Genomic DNA, 16893 nt, shown 5'->3' on the forward strand with positions numbered 1-16893 from the left:
GCGCCCGCGATGAAGGGCCGCACGTCGCCGGTGCTGCGCCGCGTGGTCGCGGGCGTGGTGGCGGCTGCCGTCCTGGTCCCCGTGCTGCTGCTGTGGCAGACCAGCCGCGTGCCCGGGCAGTTCTCCGTGACCGGTGCGGGCGCGTCCGAGCGGGGCAGCGGGCCTCGCGTGACGAGCCTCGACGGCCACGAGGGGCACGGCGGGCAGGGCGCGCACACCGCTGCCGGGGTGAGCGTCGACACCCTGGTGGCTCCGCCCGGTCCGGCGGACGTGCAGGTCACCCTCACCGCCCGCGCCGAGCGCGTGGACATCGCGCCGGGCGTGACCGTCGACGCGTACACCGTGAACGGCACGACGCCCGGCCCGACGGTGCGCGCCGTCCAGGGCGACCTCGTCGAGGTGCGCTTCGTCAACGCCGGCGTGCCCGACGGCGCCACGCTGCACTGGCACGGCGTGGACGTGCCGGGCGCGGCGGACGGCGTGGCGGGGGTGACGCAGGACGCGGTGCCCGTCGGCGGGTCCTTCACGTACCGGTTCGTCGCCGAGGACGCGGGCACGTACTGGTACCACTCGCACCAGGTGTCGCACGAGCAGGTCCGCAAGGGGCTGCTGGGGGCGCTGGTGGTCGAGCCGGCCCCGGGTGCCCGTCCTGCCGGCGGCCCCGCCGTGGCCCGGCTGCTCGACGACGCCGTGGACGTACCCGTCGTCGTGCACCAGTACGGCTCGCGGCGGACGGTGCAGGGGACGGTCGGGGACCTGCCCGTCGAGCTGGCGCCCGGCCGCGCGGCCCGCGTGCGCGTCGTCAACACCGACAACGGCACCCTGTCGGTGTGGGTGAGCGGGGCCCCGTTCCGCCTCCTGGCGGTCGACGGGACGGACGTCCACTCCCCCGCAGAGGTGACCGACCAGGCCGTGACGGTCCCGGCCGGCGGTCGCGCGGACCTCCTCGTCGTCGCGCCCGCCGACGGGTCGGCCGCACGCGTCGAGCTGGGCGGGTCGGCGGCGCTCGTCCTCGGGCCGCAGGGCGCCGACGCCGCCCGCACGCGGCGTCCCGCGACGTCGCTGGACCCTCTCTCGTACGGCACGCCGGCGCCGCTCGAGCTCGACCCGGGCACCGCGGACCGGTCGTTCGACTACGTCATCGGGCGCGCGCCGGGGTTCCTCGACGGCAAGCCCGGCATGCACTGGACCGTCAACGGGCACACCTACCCGGACGTGCCCATGTTCACGGTCGCGGAGGGGGACGTCGTGCGGATGCGGATCGACAACCGCAGCGGGGAGCCGCACCCGATGCACCTGCACGGTCACCACGTCGTCGTGCTGTCCCGCGACGGCGTGCCGGCCACCGGCAGCCCGTGGTGGGTGGACTCCCTCGAGGTCGGCGACGGCGAGTTCTACGACGTGGCCTTCGTCGCCGACAACCCCGGGATCTGGATGGACCACTGCCACAACCTGCCCCACGCGACCGAGGGCCTCGTCGCGCACCTCATGTACGAGGGAGTCACGACCCCGTACCTGCTGGGCCACGACACGGGCAACGTCCCCGAGTGACGTCGTGACCCGGGGACGCTGCCGCCGTTCAGCGCCGCAGCACCAGGTGCGTCACCTCGGGCGTGACCCGCCCTCCCGCGCCGCGCAGCGCGTGGTTCCCGACGCCGTCGAACAGGCGCACGCCCTCCACGTCCAGGACGACGGGCGCGATGTGCAGCCGTAGCTCGTCGAGGAGGTCGGCGGCGAGGAACTGGTTGACGGTCGACGCGCCGCCCGCGATGGACACGTCGCGCTCGCCGGCGGCCTCGCGCGCCCGGGCGAGCGCCTCCTGCGGCCCGCCGGTGACGAAGTGGAACGTGGTGCCGCCGTCCATCTCGAGCGGCTCGCGCTCGTGGTGGGTGAGCACGAAGACGGGCGCGTGGTACGGCGGGTCCTCGCCCCACCAGCCGCGCCAGCCGAGGTCCCAGTCACCGCGCCCGGGGGTGAACATGTTGCGCCCCATGACGAACGCGCCCGCGGCGACGATCGCGTCGAGCTCGGCGCGGTGCGCGTCGGCATGGTCGAACATCCACGCGTGGAGCTGCTCGCCGCCGCCGACCCCGTCCCCGAAGGGCTGGTCCTCCCTCTGGTTGACCCCCGCGGAGTAGCCGTCCAGCGAGATCCCGATGTCGCACGTCACCTGTGTCATGCCCGTTCGACGGCGGCGACGGGCCGGACTCATCGGTCGGCGCGCACCGTGCCTTCCCCGGACGACGCCAGCCCGACCAGGCGCGCGGCCTTGAGCTCGGTCTCCTCCCACTCCCGATCGGGGTCGCTCCCCCAGGTGATCCCGGCGCCGGTGCCGAAACGCAGCACGCCGCCGCCGGGCTCGTCGGCCCACCAGAAGGTGCGGATCCCGACGGCCAGCTCGGCCCGGCCGGCGGTGCCGTCCACCCAGCCGACGGCGCCGCAGTAGGGGCCGCGGGCCTCCGTCTCGAGCTCGGCGATGAGGCGCAGCGCCGACGACTTGGGCGCCCCCGACACCGACCCCGGCGGGAACGTGGCCTCCAGCACCCGGCCCCACCGGCCGGGACCCGCCACGGCCGGCTCCAGCTCGCCGCGCACGCGGGAGACGAGGTGGACGAGGCCGGGGTGCTCCTCGACCGCGAGCAGGTCGGTGACGTCCACCGTGCCGGGGCGGCACACGCGCTGCAGGTCGTTGCGCACGAGGTCGGTGATCATGACGTTCTCGGCGCGGTCCTTGGCCGTGAGCCCGTCCGGCGTGCGGGCGGTCCCCTTGATCGGGCCCGAGCCGAGCACCGCCGCGCCACCTCCCTCGACGCCCCGCGCGTCGTCGAGCGACAGGTACAGCTCCGGAGAGGCGCTCACCACCCACACGGGGTCGAGGCCGCTCGCCGCGGGGACGTGCACGGCGGCCCCGTACGGGGCGGGGTTCCCGGCCGCGAGGCGCGCGGCGAGGGCCGCGGCGTCCGGCTCGACGGCGTCGTCGCCCGTCCCGCGGGCGGGCAGGGCCGCGGAGAGCACCCGGCAGACGTTCACCTGGTAGACGTCGCCGCGGCGGACGCGCTCGCGGACCGTCCCCACCGCGCGCACGTACTCCTCCCGGCCCGCCGACGTCCGCCAGCCCGACGGCGCGGGACCGCGCCAGGCGTCGCCCCGGCCCGCCGGGGCGGGGCGGTCGGGGGCCACGTCGGCGAACCGCCACGCGCGGGCGCGGCCGCCCGGTCGCGAGGCGCCGTCGCGTCCCAGGCCGGCCTCGAAGTCGACGACGACGAACCACAGGCCGTCGTCCAGCCGCTCGGGGTGCTCGGCGAGGTCGACGCACTCGACGGCGCGCGTGGCGCGGCGTCCGGCGAAGGTGGCCCAGGAGGTCGGCTCGGTCACAGGAGCACGCTAACGGCTTCCCAGGGACGCCCGGCGGGGGCGATTGGACGGACCGTCAAGGGTCCACTAATGTTTGGGGCGCGCCAGAACGGCGGGCACCGCACGGTGTCCTGGTCCTGGTCGCGCGGATGTGGCTCAGTTGGTAGAGCATCACCTTGCCAAGGTGAGGGTCGCGGGTTCGAGTCCCGTCATCCGCTCGGAGGCCCACTCTCTGATCGACTCGCTTCGAGCGTCGGGAGAGCACGTCTCAAGGTGGGTTGGCCGAGAGGCGAGGCAGCGGCCTGCAAAGCCGTATACACGGGTTCGAATCCCGTACCCACCTCGCAGCACGGGCGATTGGCGCAGCGGTAGCGCGCTTCCCTGACACGGAAGAGGTCACTGGTTCGATCCCAGTATCGCCCACCAGCACGACGAAGCCCCCTGACCGGGACCCGGTCAGGGGGCTTCGTCGTCCCCGCGCCGGCCTCAGGGCGCCGCCGGACGCCGCGCCCGCGGCCGGGGCCAGACCAGGAGCACCACGACGGTGACGACGAGCGACAGGACTCCGACGGCGACCATCGCGCCGCCGACCCCGGTCGTGAAGGCCTCGACCACGGCGTCGGTGACCTGCTGCCGGGCGGACTGCGGCAGCGAGGCCACCGCGTCCTGGAACGACGACGAGTTGACGAGCGCGGCCTGCACGGAGGCGATGTCCGTCTCGCCGAGGCCCTGCGCGGCGGCCGCGGCGTGCCAGTCCCGCGCGCTGAGCCCGCGCCCGAGCGCGGAGACCACCGCGACACCCACGGCGCCGCCCACCATGCTGCTCATCTTGAACACCCCGGCGGCCGCGCCGTCGAGGTCGGGCGGCACGTCGCCGACCGCGGTCGCGGAGATCGGCGTGGACAGGAGGCCGAGCCCGAGGCCCACGACGACGAGCGCCGCGCCCATCTGCCACAGCGGCGAGTCGGTCGCGATGGCGCCGAGCGCCAGCAGGCCCGCGCTCATGACGACCAGGCCCACGACCACGGGAAGCCGGGCCCCGACGCGCGCGTTGAGCCGCCCGCCCAGCGGGATGAGCAGGAAGATGCCGAGCGTGGACGGCAGCATCAGCATCCCGGCCTCGACGGCGTCGTAGCCGCGCACGTTCTGCAGCCACAGCACGAGGATGTAGCTGAGCCCCGCGAAGGCGAGGTTCATGGTGAGGTTCGCCGTCAGGGCGCCGTCGTAGGGCCGCAGCCGGAACAGGCGGAGGTCCACGAGCGGGTCGCGGGTGCGCGACTCGACGAGGAACCAGGCGCCGGCGAGGAGCACCGCCCCCGCGAGCATGCCGACCACGAGCGGGCTCCCCCACCCGGCGCTCGGGCCGGCGGTCAGGGCGTACAGCAGCGCGAACACGGCGAGCCCGATCGTCACGAGGCCCGGCCAGTCGATCCGGCGGGAGGCGCCCGGGTCCTTCGACTCGGGCGTCACGCCGCGCACCACGAGGTACGCCACGGCGGCGAGGGGGATGTTGAGCCAGAACAGCCACCGCCAGCCGAGGCCGTCGGTGACGGCGCCGCCGATCGCGGGCCCCACCGCCTGCCCGCCCCAGGCGACGGCCTGCCACACCCCGAACGCGGTGAGCTGCGCCCGCCCGGAGAACTGCGGCGGGATGAGCGCGAGCGTCGCGGGCAGGATCAGCGCGGCGCCGACGCCCATGAGGCCGCGCCCGGCGATCAGCGCCGGGATGCCCGGGGCGAGGGCCCCGACCACCGAGAAGGCGGCGAAGAGGACCACGCCGGCCAGCAGCATCCGGCGGCGCCCGAAGATGTCGCCGAACCGCCCGGCGGCGATGACGAGGGCGCCGGTGACCAGGCTGAACGCGTTGTTGGCCCACTGCAGGGCGCTCATGTCGGCGTCCATCTCGTCGGCGATCGTCGGGATCGCGACCCCGAGGTCCGCGAACGCCAGCCAGACGATGCCGGCTCCCGTGCAGATCCCGGCGAGAGAGAGCCAGCGGCGCGACGTCGGCGCCTCCGTGGACCCGGTCATGAGCGTCTCCTGTCGTTCCGCAGGTCGGGGGCGTGGCGGTACAGGGTCCGGGTGAGCGTCGACGCCTGCCGCGACACCGCGGTGCCGGTCATGATCCCGAGCGCGATCGCGAACAGCGCCAGCACCATGTCGACGAGCTCCGTCACCGCCTGCGCGCCCGACGTCGCCACCTCCGAGATGCCGATGAAGCCCAGCGAGCCGGGCACGAGCAGCCAGAACCCCGGCAGCGTCGTCACGAGCCGCGACGGGCCCGTCGGCGCCCGCGCGACCAGCCGCGCCACGACCACGAGGACGAACCCGCCGAGGAAGCCCGAGAGCTGCGGCGACAGGAGCACGGCGCCCGCGGCCTGCGCGACGAACGCCGCGTACAGGGTGAGGGCGATCCAGCCCAGCGACCAGCGCGGCGCCGAGGAGAAGAGCACGTCTCCCCCGGCGACCAGCGCCACGCCGACGTACGCGACCCAGGCCGGCAGCGGCGAGCCGGCGACGGGGTCCGGCGTCCCGACCGCCGCCACGCCCGCCACGACCCCGAAGGCGAGGAGCAGCAGCTGGCCGAGGCCGTACACCAGGCGGCTCGCGCCGGAGACGACCTGGTGGTGCGTGAGCTCCATCGTGGCGGTCGTGAGCGCGGCGCCGGGCAGGAGGCTGACCAGCGGCGGCGCGACCAGGTCCACGAGGCCGGCGTCCACCAGCGGGCCGACGACCCCGATCGCGAGGACCGTGACGAGGAACGACGCGAGGACGGGCAGCGCGTTCGCGATCGCGCTGCCCCGGGGCACGCTCACCTGCAGGACGCCGACGACGAGGCCGAGCGCCGCGACCCCGGCGACGGAGCCGGCGGTGGGCTGCTGGAGCAGGGCGAACCCGACGGACAGCAGCACGTGCCCGAGCACCGCCACCACCGGCCCGAACCGCGCGGGGGCGGCGGCGATCTCGGCCAGGCGGGCGCGGGCGTCCCGCAGCGACACCCGCGCCTGGGCGACGTCGTCGACGAGGGTGTCGAGCGCGCCGACCTGGTCCAGGTGGAAGCCGGAACCGGTCGAGCTCTCGTAGTACGTGCGGACGTCGTCCGGCTCGTCGACCTGCACCATCACCCCGGTCGGCACGACGAACGCGCGCACCTCGGCCTCGCCGCGGGTCCGCGAGATCTGCCGGAGCGCGTCCTCGACCTCGTTGGTGGCCTGCCCGGCGTCGAGCAGGCCCACGCCGAGCTCGGTCAGGAGGGGCACGAGGTCCGGGTCGACGACGTGGCGCGGCGCGGGCTGCGGTCGGCCGCCCCCGCCGGAACCGTGCAGGATCGCGGCGAGCCGCTGCCGCCAGCCCCGCCGTCGCCGCGGGGCCACCGCCCCGCCGTCCTGGGTCTCGTCGCGCGACTCGCCCTGGACCTCGACCTGGTCCTCGCCCATGCGCCTCCGTCCGCCCGCCTCGCCCCGACGTCGTCGTCGATGCGCTGTCCCGCTGGCAGCATCGGGCCTCGCGGGCGCGAGCGCGAGCGCAACGGCCGGCCGGGTCGTCGTCGGGCCGCAGCGGGACCGACGCACGGCGTCGCAGGTCACACGGTCGCGATTGGACCAGCGCGCCCCCGGACGGGTAATGTTCCTCAGGCGCCGAGAGGCCGGGGAAGCCCGGAGTTCTTGGTCGTGCGGATGTGGCTCAGTTGGTAGAGCATCACCTTGCCAAGGTGAGGGTCGCGGGTTCGAGTCCCGTCATCCGCTCAGAGCTCTGCATTCCCTGACGGGGGCGCAGCAGCCGTTTGGGCGATTGGCGCAGCGGTAGCGCGCTTCCCTGACACGGAAGAGGTCACTGGTTCGATCCCAGTATCGCCCACCAGCACGAAGCCGTCCCGGACCACCGGGACGGCTTCTCTCGTCTCCGGGCCCGTCGCCCTCGTCACCCCCTCGTCACCCCCGCGGCGTAGCGTCGAGGGCATGTGCCGCAACATCACGACCCTGCGGGGGCTCGAGCCGCCCGCCACCGACGACGAGATCCGGGCCGCGGCGGAGCAGTTCGTCCGCAAGGTGACGGGCGTCCAACGCTCGGCCGGCGCCGCCACGCGCGAGCCGTGCGACGAGGCCACCGACCAGATCGCGGAGATCGTCACGCGCCTGCTCGGCGAGCTCCCCGCCCGCCGCCAGCCGCCGAAGACGGTGCCGCCGCTGCGCCGCGAGGAGGTGCAGGCACGCATCGCCGCGCGCCAGGCCGCCCGGGAGCAGCACGAGCGGATGCACGAGCTCGGCATCGCGCACACGCACTAGGCTCGCCCGCGTGGATCACGCCTCGCCCGCCCCTGTCGACGAGCCGCTCGCCGGCTCCCCCGACCCCGTCTCCGCGACGATGCACCGGGCCAAGGCGCGGGCCAGGGCGTCGCACGTCACCGTGGGACAGGTGCGGCACGCGGCCGGCGGCGTGGTCGAGATCGACTGCTCGTGCGGGATGGTGCTCACCAACGGGCCGGACTGGTCCCTCGACGAGCACATCCGCCTGCACCGCGCGGAGGCCCGCTACGTCGCGCTGAGCCACGTCGCCCCCGCCGGGATGCCTCGGCTCGTGCCGGTCGACGCGGACCGCCTCCCCCGCTGAGCCGGGGCGGCGGCGCCGTCGGCGCGGTCAGAGCTCGTCGGGGTCGTCCCAGGAGACTCCGCTCGAGGCCCCCTCGATCGGGCCGAGCTCGGCGGCCGAGAGGGACGCCGGCGCCTTCGCCGCGTCCCCTCCCGCCCGCGGGTCACCGGGCCGCTCGTCCAGCGGGCGGCGCCGGGGTGCCAGCCGCGCCTGCGAGGCGATCGACTCGTCCAACATGTCCACCGGCGCCGGGGTGACGGCCTCCGTGTCGTGCGTGCTCATGGGCCCAGGTCTAGCAGCAGCCCGCACGGGCCGCCCGCGCTTGGCACAGTATTTCCACGACCTGACCGCCACGTCGTCACCGTCTCGCCGCCTCCTGGACGACGTCCGGGCGGCCGCCGCACGGCCCCTGCCCGGGCCGTCGCCGACGTCACGTCCGACCCGGTGGACTGGGGCCGCGAAGGTCGGTGCCCGTGGCTAGAGTGTCCGCCGTGACCGCTGCCGATCCAGGCCTTGCCGACAGGGCGGCGACCGGACCCCCTCCCCCGCTCCCGCGGACCAAGGACCGGTGGCCCGGGCCGCGCCCGTTCGTGTGGGCGCCGAGGGCGCACACCGTCGAGGTGGTGCTGCCCGCCACGGGCGAACGGCTCCCGCTGCGCCTCGTGGGCGCGCACGAGCCCGGCTACTGGCGCGCCGACGCCGAGCTGTCGGCCGGCACGGACTACGCGTTCTCGATCGACGGGGCCACCCCCGTGCCCGACCCCTGCAGCACCTGGCTCCCGCACGGGGTGCGCGGGCCCTCCCGCGTGCTCGACCCCGACTTCCCCTGGACCGACGCCGCCTGGCGCGGGACTGACCTCGACGTCGGCGCCCTCCTGCGCGTCGACGTCCCCACGTTCACCCCCGAGGGCACGCTCGACGCGGCCGCCGACCGGCTGGGCGAGGTCGCGGACGCGGGCGTCGTGGGCGTCGAGCTCTCCCCCGTCGCCGCGTTCGACGCCGACCTCGGCCCCGCCGCGGGCGTCCGCCTGTTCGCGGTGCACGAGCCGTTCGGCGGCCCCCGGGCGCTCCTGCGCTTCGTCGACCGCGCGCACGCGCACGGCCTCGCCGTCGTGCTCGACGCCCCGCACCGGTGGGCCGTCGCCGACGGGCTGGGCCTGCACGCCTTCGGCCCCTACGCGACGGGGTCGCGGATCGGCCCCCGCACCGGGGCCCGGCCCGGGCCCGCCGGCTCGGACAGCCCGCGGCTCAACCTCGACGGCAGCGGCAGCCGCGGCCCGCGCGACTTCCTCGTGGCGGACGCCGAACGGTGGCTGCGGGACTTCCACGTCGACGGGCTGCTGCTCGACGTCGAGGCGCTCGTCGACCGGTCCGCGATGCCGTTCCTGGGCGAGCTCGCGGAGGACGTCCACCGGCTCGGCGAGCAGCTCGGCCGCCGTGTCGCGCTGCTCGTGGACGGTCCGGGCCGCAGCGACCGGCTGACCACCGTCGTGCACGACATCCTCGCCGCGCCCGGCGACGACGACCGCGCCCAGGACCTGCGGCGCCTCGCGCAGGACGTCTTCCCGCCCACGACGTCCCCCTGGCGCCCGCCGAGCCTCCGGCGCGCCCACCGGGCCACCCAGCGCGCGTCCTCGGTGCTCGTGCGGGACCTCACGCGGCTGCCGGCGGCCAACCGCTCCGTGCCCTGGACCCCCGACGCGCTCGACGCGGACCTCGCGGCGGGGGTCACCGACGACGACCGCGCCTGCCTGCTCACGTTCGCGATCCTCGCCGGCACGCCGCCGGTGCTCGACACCGAGCACGTCCCCGTCCCGGCGCGGGACGCCCGGTCGCGGAGGCTCGTCGCCTGGACCCGGACGCTGGTCGGTCTGCGGCCGGCCGCCTCGGCGGACCGCGACCTCCCCGTGGAGGTGCGCACGGACGGGACGACGCTGCTCGGCCGCCGCGGCCGCACCGCCGTCGCGCTGGTCACCGGGACCGAGCCCGCCTCCCTCGACGTCGCGGGCCTGCCGGAGGGTACCCGGCTCGTCGCTGCCTGGGACCCCGCCCGGACCACCTACGCGGAGGGCACGCTCTCGCTGCCGCCGCGGTCGCCGGCCGTGCTGCACACGGGCCCCGTCGACCGGTAGCACCCGGGCGCGCACGGCGCCCGGGACGCCGGGCTAGACCGCCAGGCGGCGGCCCTCCTCGGCGAGGGCGCCCAGGCGCGACAGCGCCCGGAAGTACTTCTTGCGGTAGCCGCCGCGGAGCATCTCGTCGGTGAACAGGTGCTGCCCGGAGTCGCCCGCCAGCAGCACCGGCACGTCGCGGTCGTAGAGCCGGTCGACGAGCACGACGAGGCGCAGCGCCACCTCCTGGCGCAGCACGGGCCGCACGCCGGTCAGCGCCACGAGCTCGACGCCGTCGAGCAGCGCGCCGTACCGGCTCGGGTGCACGGTGGCGAGGTGGGCGAGCAGGTCCTCGAACCCGTCGAGCACGGCGCCGGGGTGGGCGGCCGCGGCACGGGCCACGACGTCCTCGGCCAGCGGCGCCGCCTCGGTGACCACCGCGCGGTGCCGGTAGTCCTCGCCGTCCACGCGCAGCACCTCGAAGCGCGAGGAGAGCGCCTGGATCTCGCGGAGGAAGTCCTCGGCCGCGAACCGGCCCTCGCCCAGCGCCTCGGGCAGCGTGTTCGACGTCGCGGCGAGGGCGACGTCGCGGTCGGCGAGCTCGCGCAGCAGGCGCGACATCAGCACCGTGTCCCCCGGGTCGTCCAGCTCGAACTCGTCGATGCACACGAGCCGGCGGGTGGCGAGCGCCTCGACGGTCGGGAGGAAGCCGAGGGCGCCCACGAGGTTCGTGTACTCGACGAACGTGCCGTACGCGACCGACCCCTCGCCGAGCGCGGCGGTGACCTCGTGCGCCAGGGACGTGAGCAGGTGCGTCTTGCCCACGCCGAAGCCGCCGTCCATGTACACGGCGGGCACCGCCCGGCGCCGGCCGAACAGGGCCTTCAGGCCGGAGGCGCGCGCCGCGGTGATCTCGCGGGCCACCTCCTGCAGCCGGGCGGGCACCGTCGTCTGGCTCGGGTGCGCGGGGTCGGCGCGGTAGGTCGAGAAACGGGCCTGCGCGAAGTGGCGCGGCGGCACGAGATCGGCGAGCAGCCGGTCCGGCGAGACGGTCGGGCGCACCGCCGACAGGGAGGGCACCGCGCCCTCCCGAGCATCGGGGGTCGGGGGCGTCGCGGGGCCGTCCTGCGTGAGCGTCACGACCGTCAAGGCTACGCCGCGTCAGTACGCTGGCCGTTGTGAGATCTGCCACCACGCCGCTCGACCTGCTGGTCCCCGGCCCCGAGCACCTGCCCGCGGACCCGGCGGAGCCACGGCTCACGACGCTCCACGCCGTGCCCGCCGGCACGCCGCACGTCCGGGCCAACATGGTCGCCACCGTCGACGGCGCGGCCTGGGGCGCCGACCACCGCTCCGGTTCGATCAACGACGACGCGGACTGGCGGGTCTTCCGCGTGCTCCGCGCCGCGGCGGACGTCGTGCTGATCGGCGCCGGCACCGCACGCCACGAGGGGTACACCGCGCTCGAGCGCCCGGCCGGGCTGCCCGCCGCGAGCGACCGGCCGCTGGAGCTCGCGCTCGTGTCGCGGTCGGGCCGCGTGCCCCAGCTGCTCGCCGACGGCGACCGGCCGCCCCTGATGATCACCGGCGCCACCGGGGCCCGGACGGCGGCGCGCCTGCTGCCCGCGGACCGGGTGCTCGAGGTGCCGTCCGCGCACGACCCGGACGACGTCGACGTCCGCGCCGGCCTCGCCGCCCTCGCGGCGCGCGGGCTGGCGCGCGTGCTGTGCGAGGGCGGGCCGACGCTGCTCGCCGCGTTGCTCAGGGACGGCCTCGTCGACGAGCTGTGCGTCACCACCAGCCCCAGCGTCGTCGGGCCCGGCCCGTCGCGCATCGTCGCCGCCCCCGCGAGCGGACCGGGCGCCGCCCCGGCCGCGGGGGTCCCGACGACGCCACCGGTGCCGGCCAGGCTCGGGCACCTGCTGCACGCCCCGGGCACCGGCACGCTCCTCGCCCGCTGGCTGCTGCGCTGAGGCACTGGTCACGTCCGCGCGGGAAGGGCCGTCCTGACCTCGCGGACGGGGACCCGGATGACTACGGTGCTGGCATGCCGACGACCATCATCCTCACCGAGGACGCGCTCACCGACGCCGATGTGCAGCACATCGCGGACCTGCAGACCGAGCAGCCGGAGAGGTACCGGGTCCTCGTGCCCGAGGACACGGACTCCGACGTCGTCTCGGCGATCATCGACCACCTGTGGAGCGGCGAGCTGCGCGAGGCCGGCGAGGACCTGGTCGGCCGGGAGCCCACGCCGGACGAGGCGAAGGTCATCGCGGCCGACCGGCTCGAGCGGTCCCTCACGCTGCTGCGCGCCACCGGGGTCGCCGCCGACGGCGAGGTGACCGCCGAGGACCCCGTGCCCGCGCTCGCCGCGGCGGTCAGCGCCGAGGGCGGGCCCGACGGCGTGCAGGGCGTCGTCGTGGTCACCTACCCCCACGTGGTCGCGGACACGCTCCGGCGGGACTGGGCGTCGCGCGCCCGGCAGAAGCTGCGGGCGCCGGTGCTGCACCTGTACGCGGGCACCAGCGAGATCGGCGACTGACGACGCACGACGGGCCCGCACCCCGTGGGGTGCGGGCCCGCGTCGTGCCCGGACGCTGCGCGCGTCAGAACCCCGTGCCGGTGGGCTCCGGGTACCACTGCCGGAACTTGCGCACCTGGTTGACCTTCGCGGCCGCGACGTAGGCGCGGCGCTTGGCGCCGCCGTCCGCGGCCCAGTAGGCCAGGGGGTGCGCGGTGTCCGGGGCGAGCCGGCGCACCTTCGCCCGCAGCCCGTCCTCACGGACGTACCGCAGCAGCAGGCTGGTCGGCAGGATGGAGTAGAGCACCTCGCGGTTCACGACGACCGGCTCGAGGGCCACGCCGTCCACGTGGTCGGCGACCACGAACCGCGCCACGTTCGCGCCCGCGGCGGTCACGTAGTAGTTGTTGCGGCCGATGCGCGGGTTCACCTCGAAGAACGCGAAGCGCCCGTCGCGCGGGTCCACCTTGATGTCGAAGTTGGCGAAGCCGCGGTAGCCGGTCGCCGCCAGGAACGCGCGCGCCTGGTCGAACATCGCGCCGAGGTCGCCCGTGATCATGGCCGCCGGGTTCCCGAGGCCGTTCGGCGTGTGCTCCTCGAGCAGCACGTGCGCCCCCGCCATGAGGGTGGCCACGCCCCGCCCGTCGACGTACGCGGTGATGGAGCGCATCTGGGTGTCGTCGCCGGGCACCAGCTCCTGGGCGACGAACCGGCCGCGGAAGCCGGCGTCCCGCAGGCGGCGCCACAGGTCGTCGAGCTCGGCCTGCGTGCCGATCTCGAACACCTTGCGCTTGCCGGGGAACTCGACGTCCTGGTAGTCCGCGCTGCTCGCCGCCTTCGCGATGAGGGGCCAGCCGACGTCGACCGGCACCGGCCGCCACGACGGGTCGTCGGCGCCGGCGAAGTCCTGCACGATCGTGCGCGGCACGGCGATGCCGACCTTCTCGGCGAGCTCGGCGAAGGTCGCCTTGTCGCTGATGTCGTCCAGGAGCTCCTCGTCGAGGAACGGCACGACGTAGCCCGCGCCCTCCAGCTCGCCGCGGTGGCGGACCACGGTGCGCACGAGCCAGTCGGAGTTGGCCAGGAGCAGCAGGCGGCGACCGGGGTCGGCCGCGAGCGTCTCGGCGGCCACCTCGAGCGCGGCGTCCACGAGCCCGCGCTCGTCGTGGCTGTCCTCGACCTGCACGGTGCGCAGGATGCGGGAGTCGGCGATCGGGCCGGGCACGAGGCCCGAGATCACCGTCGACGTCACGCCGTACAGCTCGTGGAACGCCCGCCCGAGGGCGTACACGCCGATGTCGCCGCCGAGGATGACCGGCGCGAGCTCGGGCCGGGGCTCGGGCGCGGCGGTGCGGCTCATGCGCTCACCCGGCCGGACGCGCCGTCCGGCGTGTTGGTGGCGTGCACGCGCCGCAGCTCGTCCAGCGGGTAGTGCTGGCGGTACTTGCGCCAGTGGTTGACCAGCGCGGTGAGCACGTACAGCCGGCGGCGGGGCGAGGAGTCCGCCTTGTACCGCAGCGGGTGCACGGTGCGGCGCGCCTTCATGAGCGCGACCACCCGCGCGCGCAGCGCCGGGTCCAGCACGTACTGGCGCAGCAGGTGGTGCGGCACGACGGCGTAGAGCACCTCGCGGTCGGCCGTCACCGGCTCGCGGCGCACGCCGTGCACCACGTCGTCCACGAGCACCTCGGCCACGTTCTGGCCGCCCGCGGTGACGTAGTAGTTGTTCCGCCCGATCCGGGGGTTCTGCTCGAAGAACTTGAACACGCCGTCGCGCGGGTCGAGCTTCACGTCGAAGTTCGCGAAGCCCCGCCAACCGGTGTGCTCGAGCAGCCGCTGCGCGGCGTCGAGGATCGGGTCGATCCGCTCGACGATCATCGCCGACGGGTTGCCGCGGGTGGCCGGGGTGCGCTCCTCGAGGAGCACGTGGGCCGACGCGCGGAGCGTCACCCGCCCGGAGCTGTCCGCGTACGCGGTGACCGAACGCATCTGCGTGTCGTCGCCCGGGATCATCTCCTGGACGAGGAACCGGCCGCGGAAGCCGGCCTCGCGCAGGGAGATCATCAGCCGGTCGAGCTCGGCCGGGGTGGCGATCTCGAAGATCTTCTTCTTCCCGGGGAACGTCACGCCGTGGTAGTCGGCGCTGCTCGCCGGCTTCGCGATCACCGGGAAGTCGAAGGCGACGGGCGCCGGCTGCCAGCCCGCGTCGTCGGCCCGTGCGAAGTCCTGGATCACCGTGGCCGGCGTGGGGATGCCGAGCTCGGCGCACGCGGCCGCGAACTCCGCCTTGTCGGAGATGCGGTCGATGAGCGCGACGTCGGCGAAGGGCACGACGTACCCCGCGCCCTCGAGCTCGGCGCGGTGGTGCACGAGCGTGCGGACGGCCCAGTCCATGTTGGTGAGCGCGACGAGCCGGTCCCGCGAGCCCGCCTGCGCCTGCGCGGCGGCGTGCTCGCGCAGGGTCGCGACGATCTGCTCGGGCTCGCTGCCGGACAGGACGACGTCGATGATGCGGGAGTTCGCGATCGGGCCGGGCTCGGCGAACGCGACCACGGTGGTGCGGACGCCGTACCGCTCGTGGAACGCCCGGGCGAGGGCGTACACGCCGATGTCGGACCCGACGATGACCGGTCGGAACCCGGGAGCGGCCGCGGGTGCTCCCGCGGCCGGGGTGCTGGGGGTGCTCACGGTGGCGTCAGGCCTCCTGCTCGGTGCGCTCGCCGGACCACTCGGTGTGGAACGTGCCGTCGCGGTCGGTGCGGCGGTAGGTGTGGGCGCCGAAGAAGTCGCGCTGCGCCTGGATGAGCGCGGCGGGCAGCCGCTCGGCGCGGACGCCGTCGTAGTAGGCGAGCGACGACGAGAACGCCGGCGTGGGCACCCCGTTGAGGGCCGCCTGCGCGACGACGCGGCGCCAGGCCGAGAGGCCGTTCGCGACGGCGTCGGTGAAGTACTCGTCCGCGAGCAGCAGCGGCAGGTCGGCGTCGCGCTCGTAGGCCTCGGTGATGCGGTTGAGGAAGCGCGCGCGGATGATGCAGCCGCCGCGCCAGATCCGGGCCATCGCGCCACGGTCGACGTCCCAGCCGTACTCGGCGGAGGCCGCCGCGATCTGGTCGAAGCCCTGCGAGTACGCGACGACCTTCGAGGCGTACAGCGCGAGGCGCACGTCCTCGACGAACGCCGCGCGGTCGGTGACGTCCCACGAGCCGGCGTCGGCGGGCAGCGCGGCGCGGCCGGCCTCGCGCTGGGGCACGGAGCCCGACAGGGCGCGGGCGAACGTCGCCTCGGCGATGCCGGTGATCGGCACGCCCAGGTCGAGGCCGTTCTGCACTGTCCAGCGGCCGGTGCCCTTCTGCTCGGCCTGGTCGAGCACGACGTCGACGAACGCGCTGCCGGTCGCGGCGTCGACGTGCTGCAGCACGTCTGCCGTGATCTCGATGAGGAACGACTCGAGGTCGCCGGTGTTCCAGTCGGCGAAGATCTGGCCGATCTCGGCGGCGGACGCGCCCAGGCCCTGCTTGAGCAGGTCGTAGGCCTCCGCGATGAGCTGCATGTCGGCGTACTCGATGCCGTTGTGCACCATCTTGACGAAGTGGCCGGCGCCGTCGGGGCCGACGTAGGTGCAGCAGGGGGTGCCGTCCACCTTCGCGGAGATGTCCTCGAGGATCGGGCCGAGGCTCGCGTAGGACTCGCGGGTGCCGCCGGGCATGATCGACGGGCCGTTGAGCGCACCCTCCTCGCCGCCGGAGACGCCGGTGCCGACGAAGTGGAGGCCCTTCTCGCTCAGCGCCTTCTCGCGACGGATCGTGTCGGGGAAGTGCGCGTTGCCGGCGTCGACGACGATGTCGCCCTCGTCGAGCAGCGGGAGGAGCTCGTCGATCACGGCGTCCGTGGCGGCGCCCGCCTTGACCATGATCACGACCTTGCGCGGCCGCTCGAGGGACGCGACGAAGTCCGCCATCGACTCGGACGGCACGAAGTCGCCCTCGTGACCGGCGTCCGCGACGAGGGACTCGGTCTTCGCGTACGACCGGTTGTGCACCGCGACCGTGTACCCGTGCCGCGCAAAGTTGCGGGCGAGGTTGCGGCCCATGACCGCAAGTCCGGTCACGCCGATCTGGGCACGAGCTGTCATCGTTTCCCTGCTTCCGTCGATTCTCGGTCGGTCGGGCGTCGTCGGGAGGCGGCGACGAAGGCGCGCCCGCCCCGGCCCGGGGAGCCGGGTCCAGCGTAGTCGGCGCCGCGCGCGAGGTGTACGGACCATCACGATCCGGACACGACCGGAGGTCCCCGCCGCGTCGCTTCCCCGACCGGAGG

15 protein-coding genes and 5 tRNA genes are annotated in these 16893 nt (G+C 75.2%); 11 read left to right on the plus strand and 9 right to left on the minus strand.

The window, feature by feature from the left end; all coding sequences use genetic code 11:
• Nucleotides 1–9 precede the first annotated feature (9 nt).
• On the plus strand, nucleotides 10–1551 hold the full coding sequence (locus ACFU9A_RS13955; protein ID WP_430575884.1) for a multicopper oxidase family protein: 1542 nt from the start codon (nucleotides 10–12) through the stop codon (nucleotides 1549–1551).
• A gap of 28 nt (nucleotides 1552–1579) precedes the next feature.
• On the opposite strand, the gene ACFU9A_RS13960 is transcribed toward ACFU9A_RS13955, so the two are convergent.
• On the minus strand, nucleotides 1580–2179 hold the full coding sequence (locus tag ACFU9A_RS13960; protein ID WP_430575885.1) for a dihydrofolate reductase family protein: 600 nt from the start codon (nucleotides 2177–2179) through the stop codon (nucleotides 1580–1582).
• A 29-nt stretch (nucleotides 2180–2208) separates the two neighbouring features.
• Nucleotides 2209–3375: a chorismate-binding protein gene (locus ACFU9A_RS13965; protein WP_430575886.1), complete on the minus strand. Its 1167-nt coding sequence runs from the start codon at nucleotides 3373–3375 to the stop codon at nucleotides 2209–2211.
• A gap of 124 nt (nucleotides 3376–3499) precedes the next feature.
• Here ACFU9A_RS13965 and ACFU9A_RS13970 point away from each other — a divergent pair.
• The 3 genes from ACFU9A_RS13970 (at nucleotide 3500) to ACFU9A_RS13980 (ending at nucleotide 3780) form a co-directional block, all read left to right on the plus strand.
• A tRNA-Gly gene (locus ACFU9A_RS13970) sits at nucleotides 3500–3572 on the plus strand.
• Between the two features lie 54 nt (nucleotides 3573–3626).
• Nucleotides 3627–3697, plus strand: a tRNA-Cys gene (locus ACFU9A_RS13975).
• An 8-nt stretch (nucleotides 3698–3705) separates the two neighbouring features.
• Nucleotides 3706–3780, plus strand: a tRNA-Val gene (locus ACFU9A_RS13980).
• A gap of 60 nt (nucleotides 3781–3840) precedes the next feature.
• On the opposite strand, the gene ACFU9A_RS13985 is transcribed toward ACFU9A_RS13980, so the two are convergent.
• The gene (locus ACFU9A_RS13985) at nucleotides 3841–5385 is read right to left on the minus strand and encodes an MFS transporter (RefSeq protein WP_430575887.1); all 1545 of its coding nucleotides are present in this window, start codon (nucleotides 5383–5385) and stop codon (nucleotides 3841–3843) included.
• On the minus strand, nucleotides 5382–6791 hold the full coding sequence (locus ACFU9A_RS13990; RefSeq protein ID WP_430575888.1) for a threonine/serine exporter ThrE family protein: 1410 nt from the start codon (nucleotides 6789–6791) through the stop codon (nucleotides 5382–5384). The genes ACFU9A_RS13985 and ACFU9A_RS13990 overlap by 4 nt, the downstream gene beginning before the upstream one ends.
• A gap of 236 nt (nucleotides 6792–7027) precedes the next feature.
• Between ACFU9A_RS13990 and ACFU9A_RS13995 the strand changes: the two genes are divergently transcribed.
• The 4 genes from ACFU9A_RS13995 (at nucleotide 7028) to ACFU9A_RS14010 (ending at nucleotide 7965) form a co-directional block, all read left to right on the plus strand.
• Nucleotides 7028–7100: transfer RNA gene (locus ACFU9A_RS13995), tRNA-Gly, on the plus strand.
• A 40-nt stretch (nucleotides 7101–7140) separates the two neighbouring features.
• A tRNA-Val gene (locus ACFU9A_RS14000) sits at nucleotides 7141–7215 on the plus strand.
• A 98-nt stretch (nucleotides 7216–7313) separates the two neighbouring features.
• Nucleotides 7314–7640 (plus strand): DUF2277 domain-containing protein, encoded by a 327-nt coding sequence (locus ACFU9A_RS14005; protein ID WP_430575889.1) that lies wholly within the window; start codon nucleotides 7314–7316, stop codon nucleotides 7638–7640.
• A gap of 10 nt (nucleotides 7641–7650) precedes the next feature.
• The gene (locus tag ACFU9A_RS14010; RefSeq protein ID WP_430575890.1) at nucleotides 7651–7965 is read left to right on the plus strand and encodes a hypothetical protein; all 315 of its coding nucleotides are present in this window, start codon (nucleotides 7651–7653) and stop codon (nucleotides 7963–7965) included.
• 27 nt (nucleotides 7966–7992) lie between these two features.
• Here the strand turns inward: ACFU9A_RS14010 and ACFU9A_RS14015 are convergent, their stop codons facing one another.
• Nucleotides 7993–8226: a hypothetical protein gene (locus ACFU9A_RS14015; RefSeq protein WP_430575891.1), complete on the minus strand. Its 234-nt coding sequence runs from the start codon at nucleotides 8224–8226 to the stop codon at nucleotides 7993–7995.
• A 209-nt stretch (nucleotides 8227–8435) separates the two neighbouring features.
• Between ACFU9A_RS14015 and ACFU9A_RS14020 the strand changes: the two genes are divergently transcribed.
• A complete protein-coding gene (locus tag ACFU9A_RS14020; protein WP_430575892.1) occupies nucleotides 8436–10076 on the plus strand; it encodes a hypothetical protein in 1641 nt (546 codons plus the stop codon).
• Nucleotides 10077–10109: 33 nt separating this feature from the next.
• On the opposite strand, the gene zapE is transcribed toward ACFU9A_RS14020, so the two are convergent.
• Complete coding sequence (zapE, locus tag ACFU9A_RS14025) at nucleotides 10110–11195, minus strand: cell division protein ZapE (protein WP_430575893.1); 1086 nt, start codon at nucleotides 11193–11195, stop codon at nucleotides 10110–10112.
• Between the two features lie 38 nt (nucleotides 11196–11233).
• On the opposite strand from zapE, the gene ACFU9A_RS14030 reads away from it, so the two are divergent.
• Nucleotides 11234–12028, plus strand: coding sequence for a dihydrofolate reductase family protein (locus tag ACFU9A_RS14030; RefSeq protein ID WP_430575894.1), 795 nt, complete (start codon nucleotides 11234–11236; stop codon nucleotides 12026–12028).
• A gap of 74 nt (nucleotides 12029–12102) precedes the next feature.
• On the plus strand, nucleotides 12103–12600 hold the full coding sequence (locus tag ACFU9A_RS14035) for a hypothetical protein (RefSeq protein WP_430575895.1): 498 nt from the start codon (nucleotides 12103–12105) through the stop codon (nucleotides 12598–12600).
• 64 nt (nucleotides 12601–12664) lie between these two features.
• Here the strand turns inward: ACFU9A_RS14035 and ACFU9A_RS14040 are convergent, their stop codons facing one another.
• The 3 genes from ACFU9A_RS14040 to gndA are packed head-to-tail and all read right to left on the minus strand — an operon-like array spanning nucleotide 12665 to nucleotide 16711.
• Nucleotides 12665–13939, minus strand: coding sequence for a hypothetical protein (locus tag ACFU9A_RS14040; protein ID WP_430575896.1), 1275 nt, complete (start codon nucleotides 13937–13939; stop codon nucleotides 12665–12667).
• A complete protein-coding gene (locus tag ACFU9A_RS14045) occupies nucleotides 13936–15267 on the minus strand; it encodes a hypothetical protein (RefSeq protein ID WP_430575897.1) in 1332 nt (443 codons plus the stop codon). The genes ACFU9A_RS14040 and ACFU9A_RS14045 overlap by 4 nt, the downstream gene beginning before the upstream one ends.
• 7 nt (nucleotides 15268–15274) lie before the next feature.
• Nucleotides 15275–16711, minus strand: coding sequence for an NADP-dependent phosphogluconate dehydrogenase (gndA, locus tag ACFU9A_RS14050; RefSeq protein ID WP_430575898.1), 1437 nt, complete (start codon nucleotides 16709–16711; stop codon nucleotides 15275–15277).
• Nucleotides 16712–16893 lie beyond the last annotated feature (182 nt).

The sequence above is a fragment of the Isoptericola sp. NPDC057653 genome, from assembly GCF_042799955.1.
In the GTDB taxonomy this organism is placed as follows: domain Bacteria; phylum Actinomycetota; class Actinomycetes; order Actinomycetales; family Cellulomonadaceae; genus Isoptericola.

What these genes read in the sequence shown, in the direction of transcription:
- ACFU9A_RS13990 (WP_430575888.1), bottom strand. Translation starts at nt 6,791, where the DNA reads ATGGGCGAGGACCAGGTCGAGGTCCAGGGCGAGTCGCGCGACGAGACC.
- ACFU9A_RS14015 (WP_430575891.1), bottom strand. Translation starts at nt 8,226, where the DNA reads ATGAGCACGCACGACACGGAGGCCGTCACCCCGGCGCCGGTGGACATG.
- gndA (WP_430575898.1), bottom strand. Translation starts at nt 16,711, where the DNA reads ATGACAGCTCGTGCCCAGATCGGCGTGACCGGACTTGCGGTCATGGGC.
- ACFU9A_RS14035 (WP_430575895.1), top strand. Translation starts at nt 12,103, where the DNA reads ATGCCGACGACCATCATCCTCACCGAGGACGCGCTCACCGACGCCGAT.
- ACFU9A_RS14005 (WP_430575889.1), top strand. Translation starts at nt 7,314, where the DNA reads ATGTGCCGCAACATCACGACCCTGCGGGGGCTCGAGCCGCCCGCCACC.
- ACFU9A_RS14040 (WP_430575896.1), bottom strand. Translation starts at nt 13,939, where the DNA reads ATGAGCCGCACCGCCGCGCCCGAGCCCCGGCCCGAGCTCGCGCCGGTC.
- ACFU9A_RS13960 (WP_430575885.1), bottom strand. Translation starts at nt 2,179, where the DNA reads ATGACACAGGTGACGTGCGACATCGGGATCTCGCTGGACGGCTACTCC.
- ACFU9A_RS13985 (WP_430575887.1), bottom strand. Translation starts at nt 5,385, where the DNA reads ATGACCGGGTCCACGGAGGCGCCGACGTCGCGCCGCTGGCTCTCTCTC.
- ACFU9A_RS13955 (WP_430575884.1), top strand. Translation starts at nt 10, where the DNA reads ATGAAGGGCCGCACGTCGCCGGTGCTGCGCCGCGTGGTCGCGGGCGTG.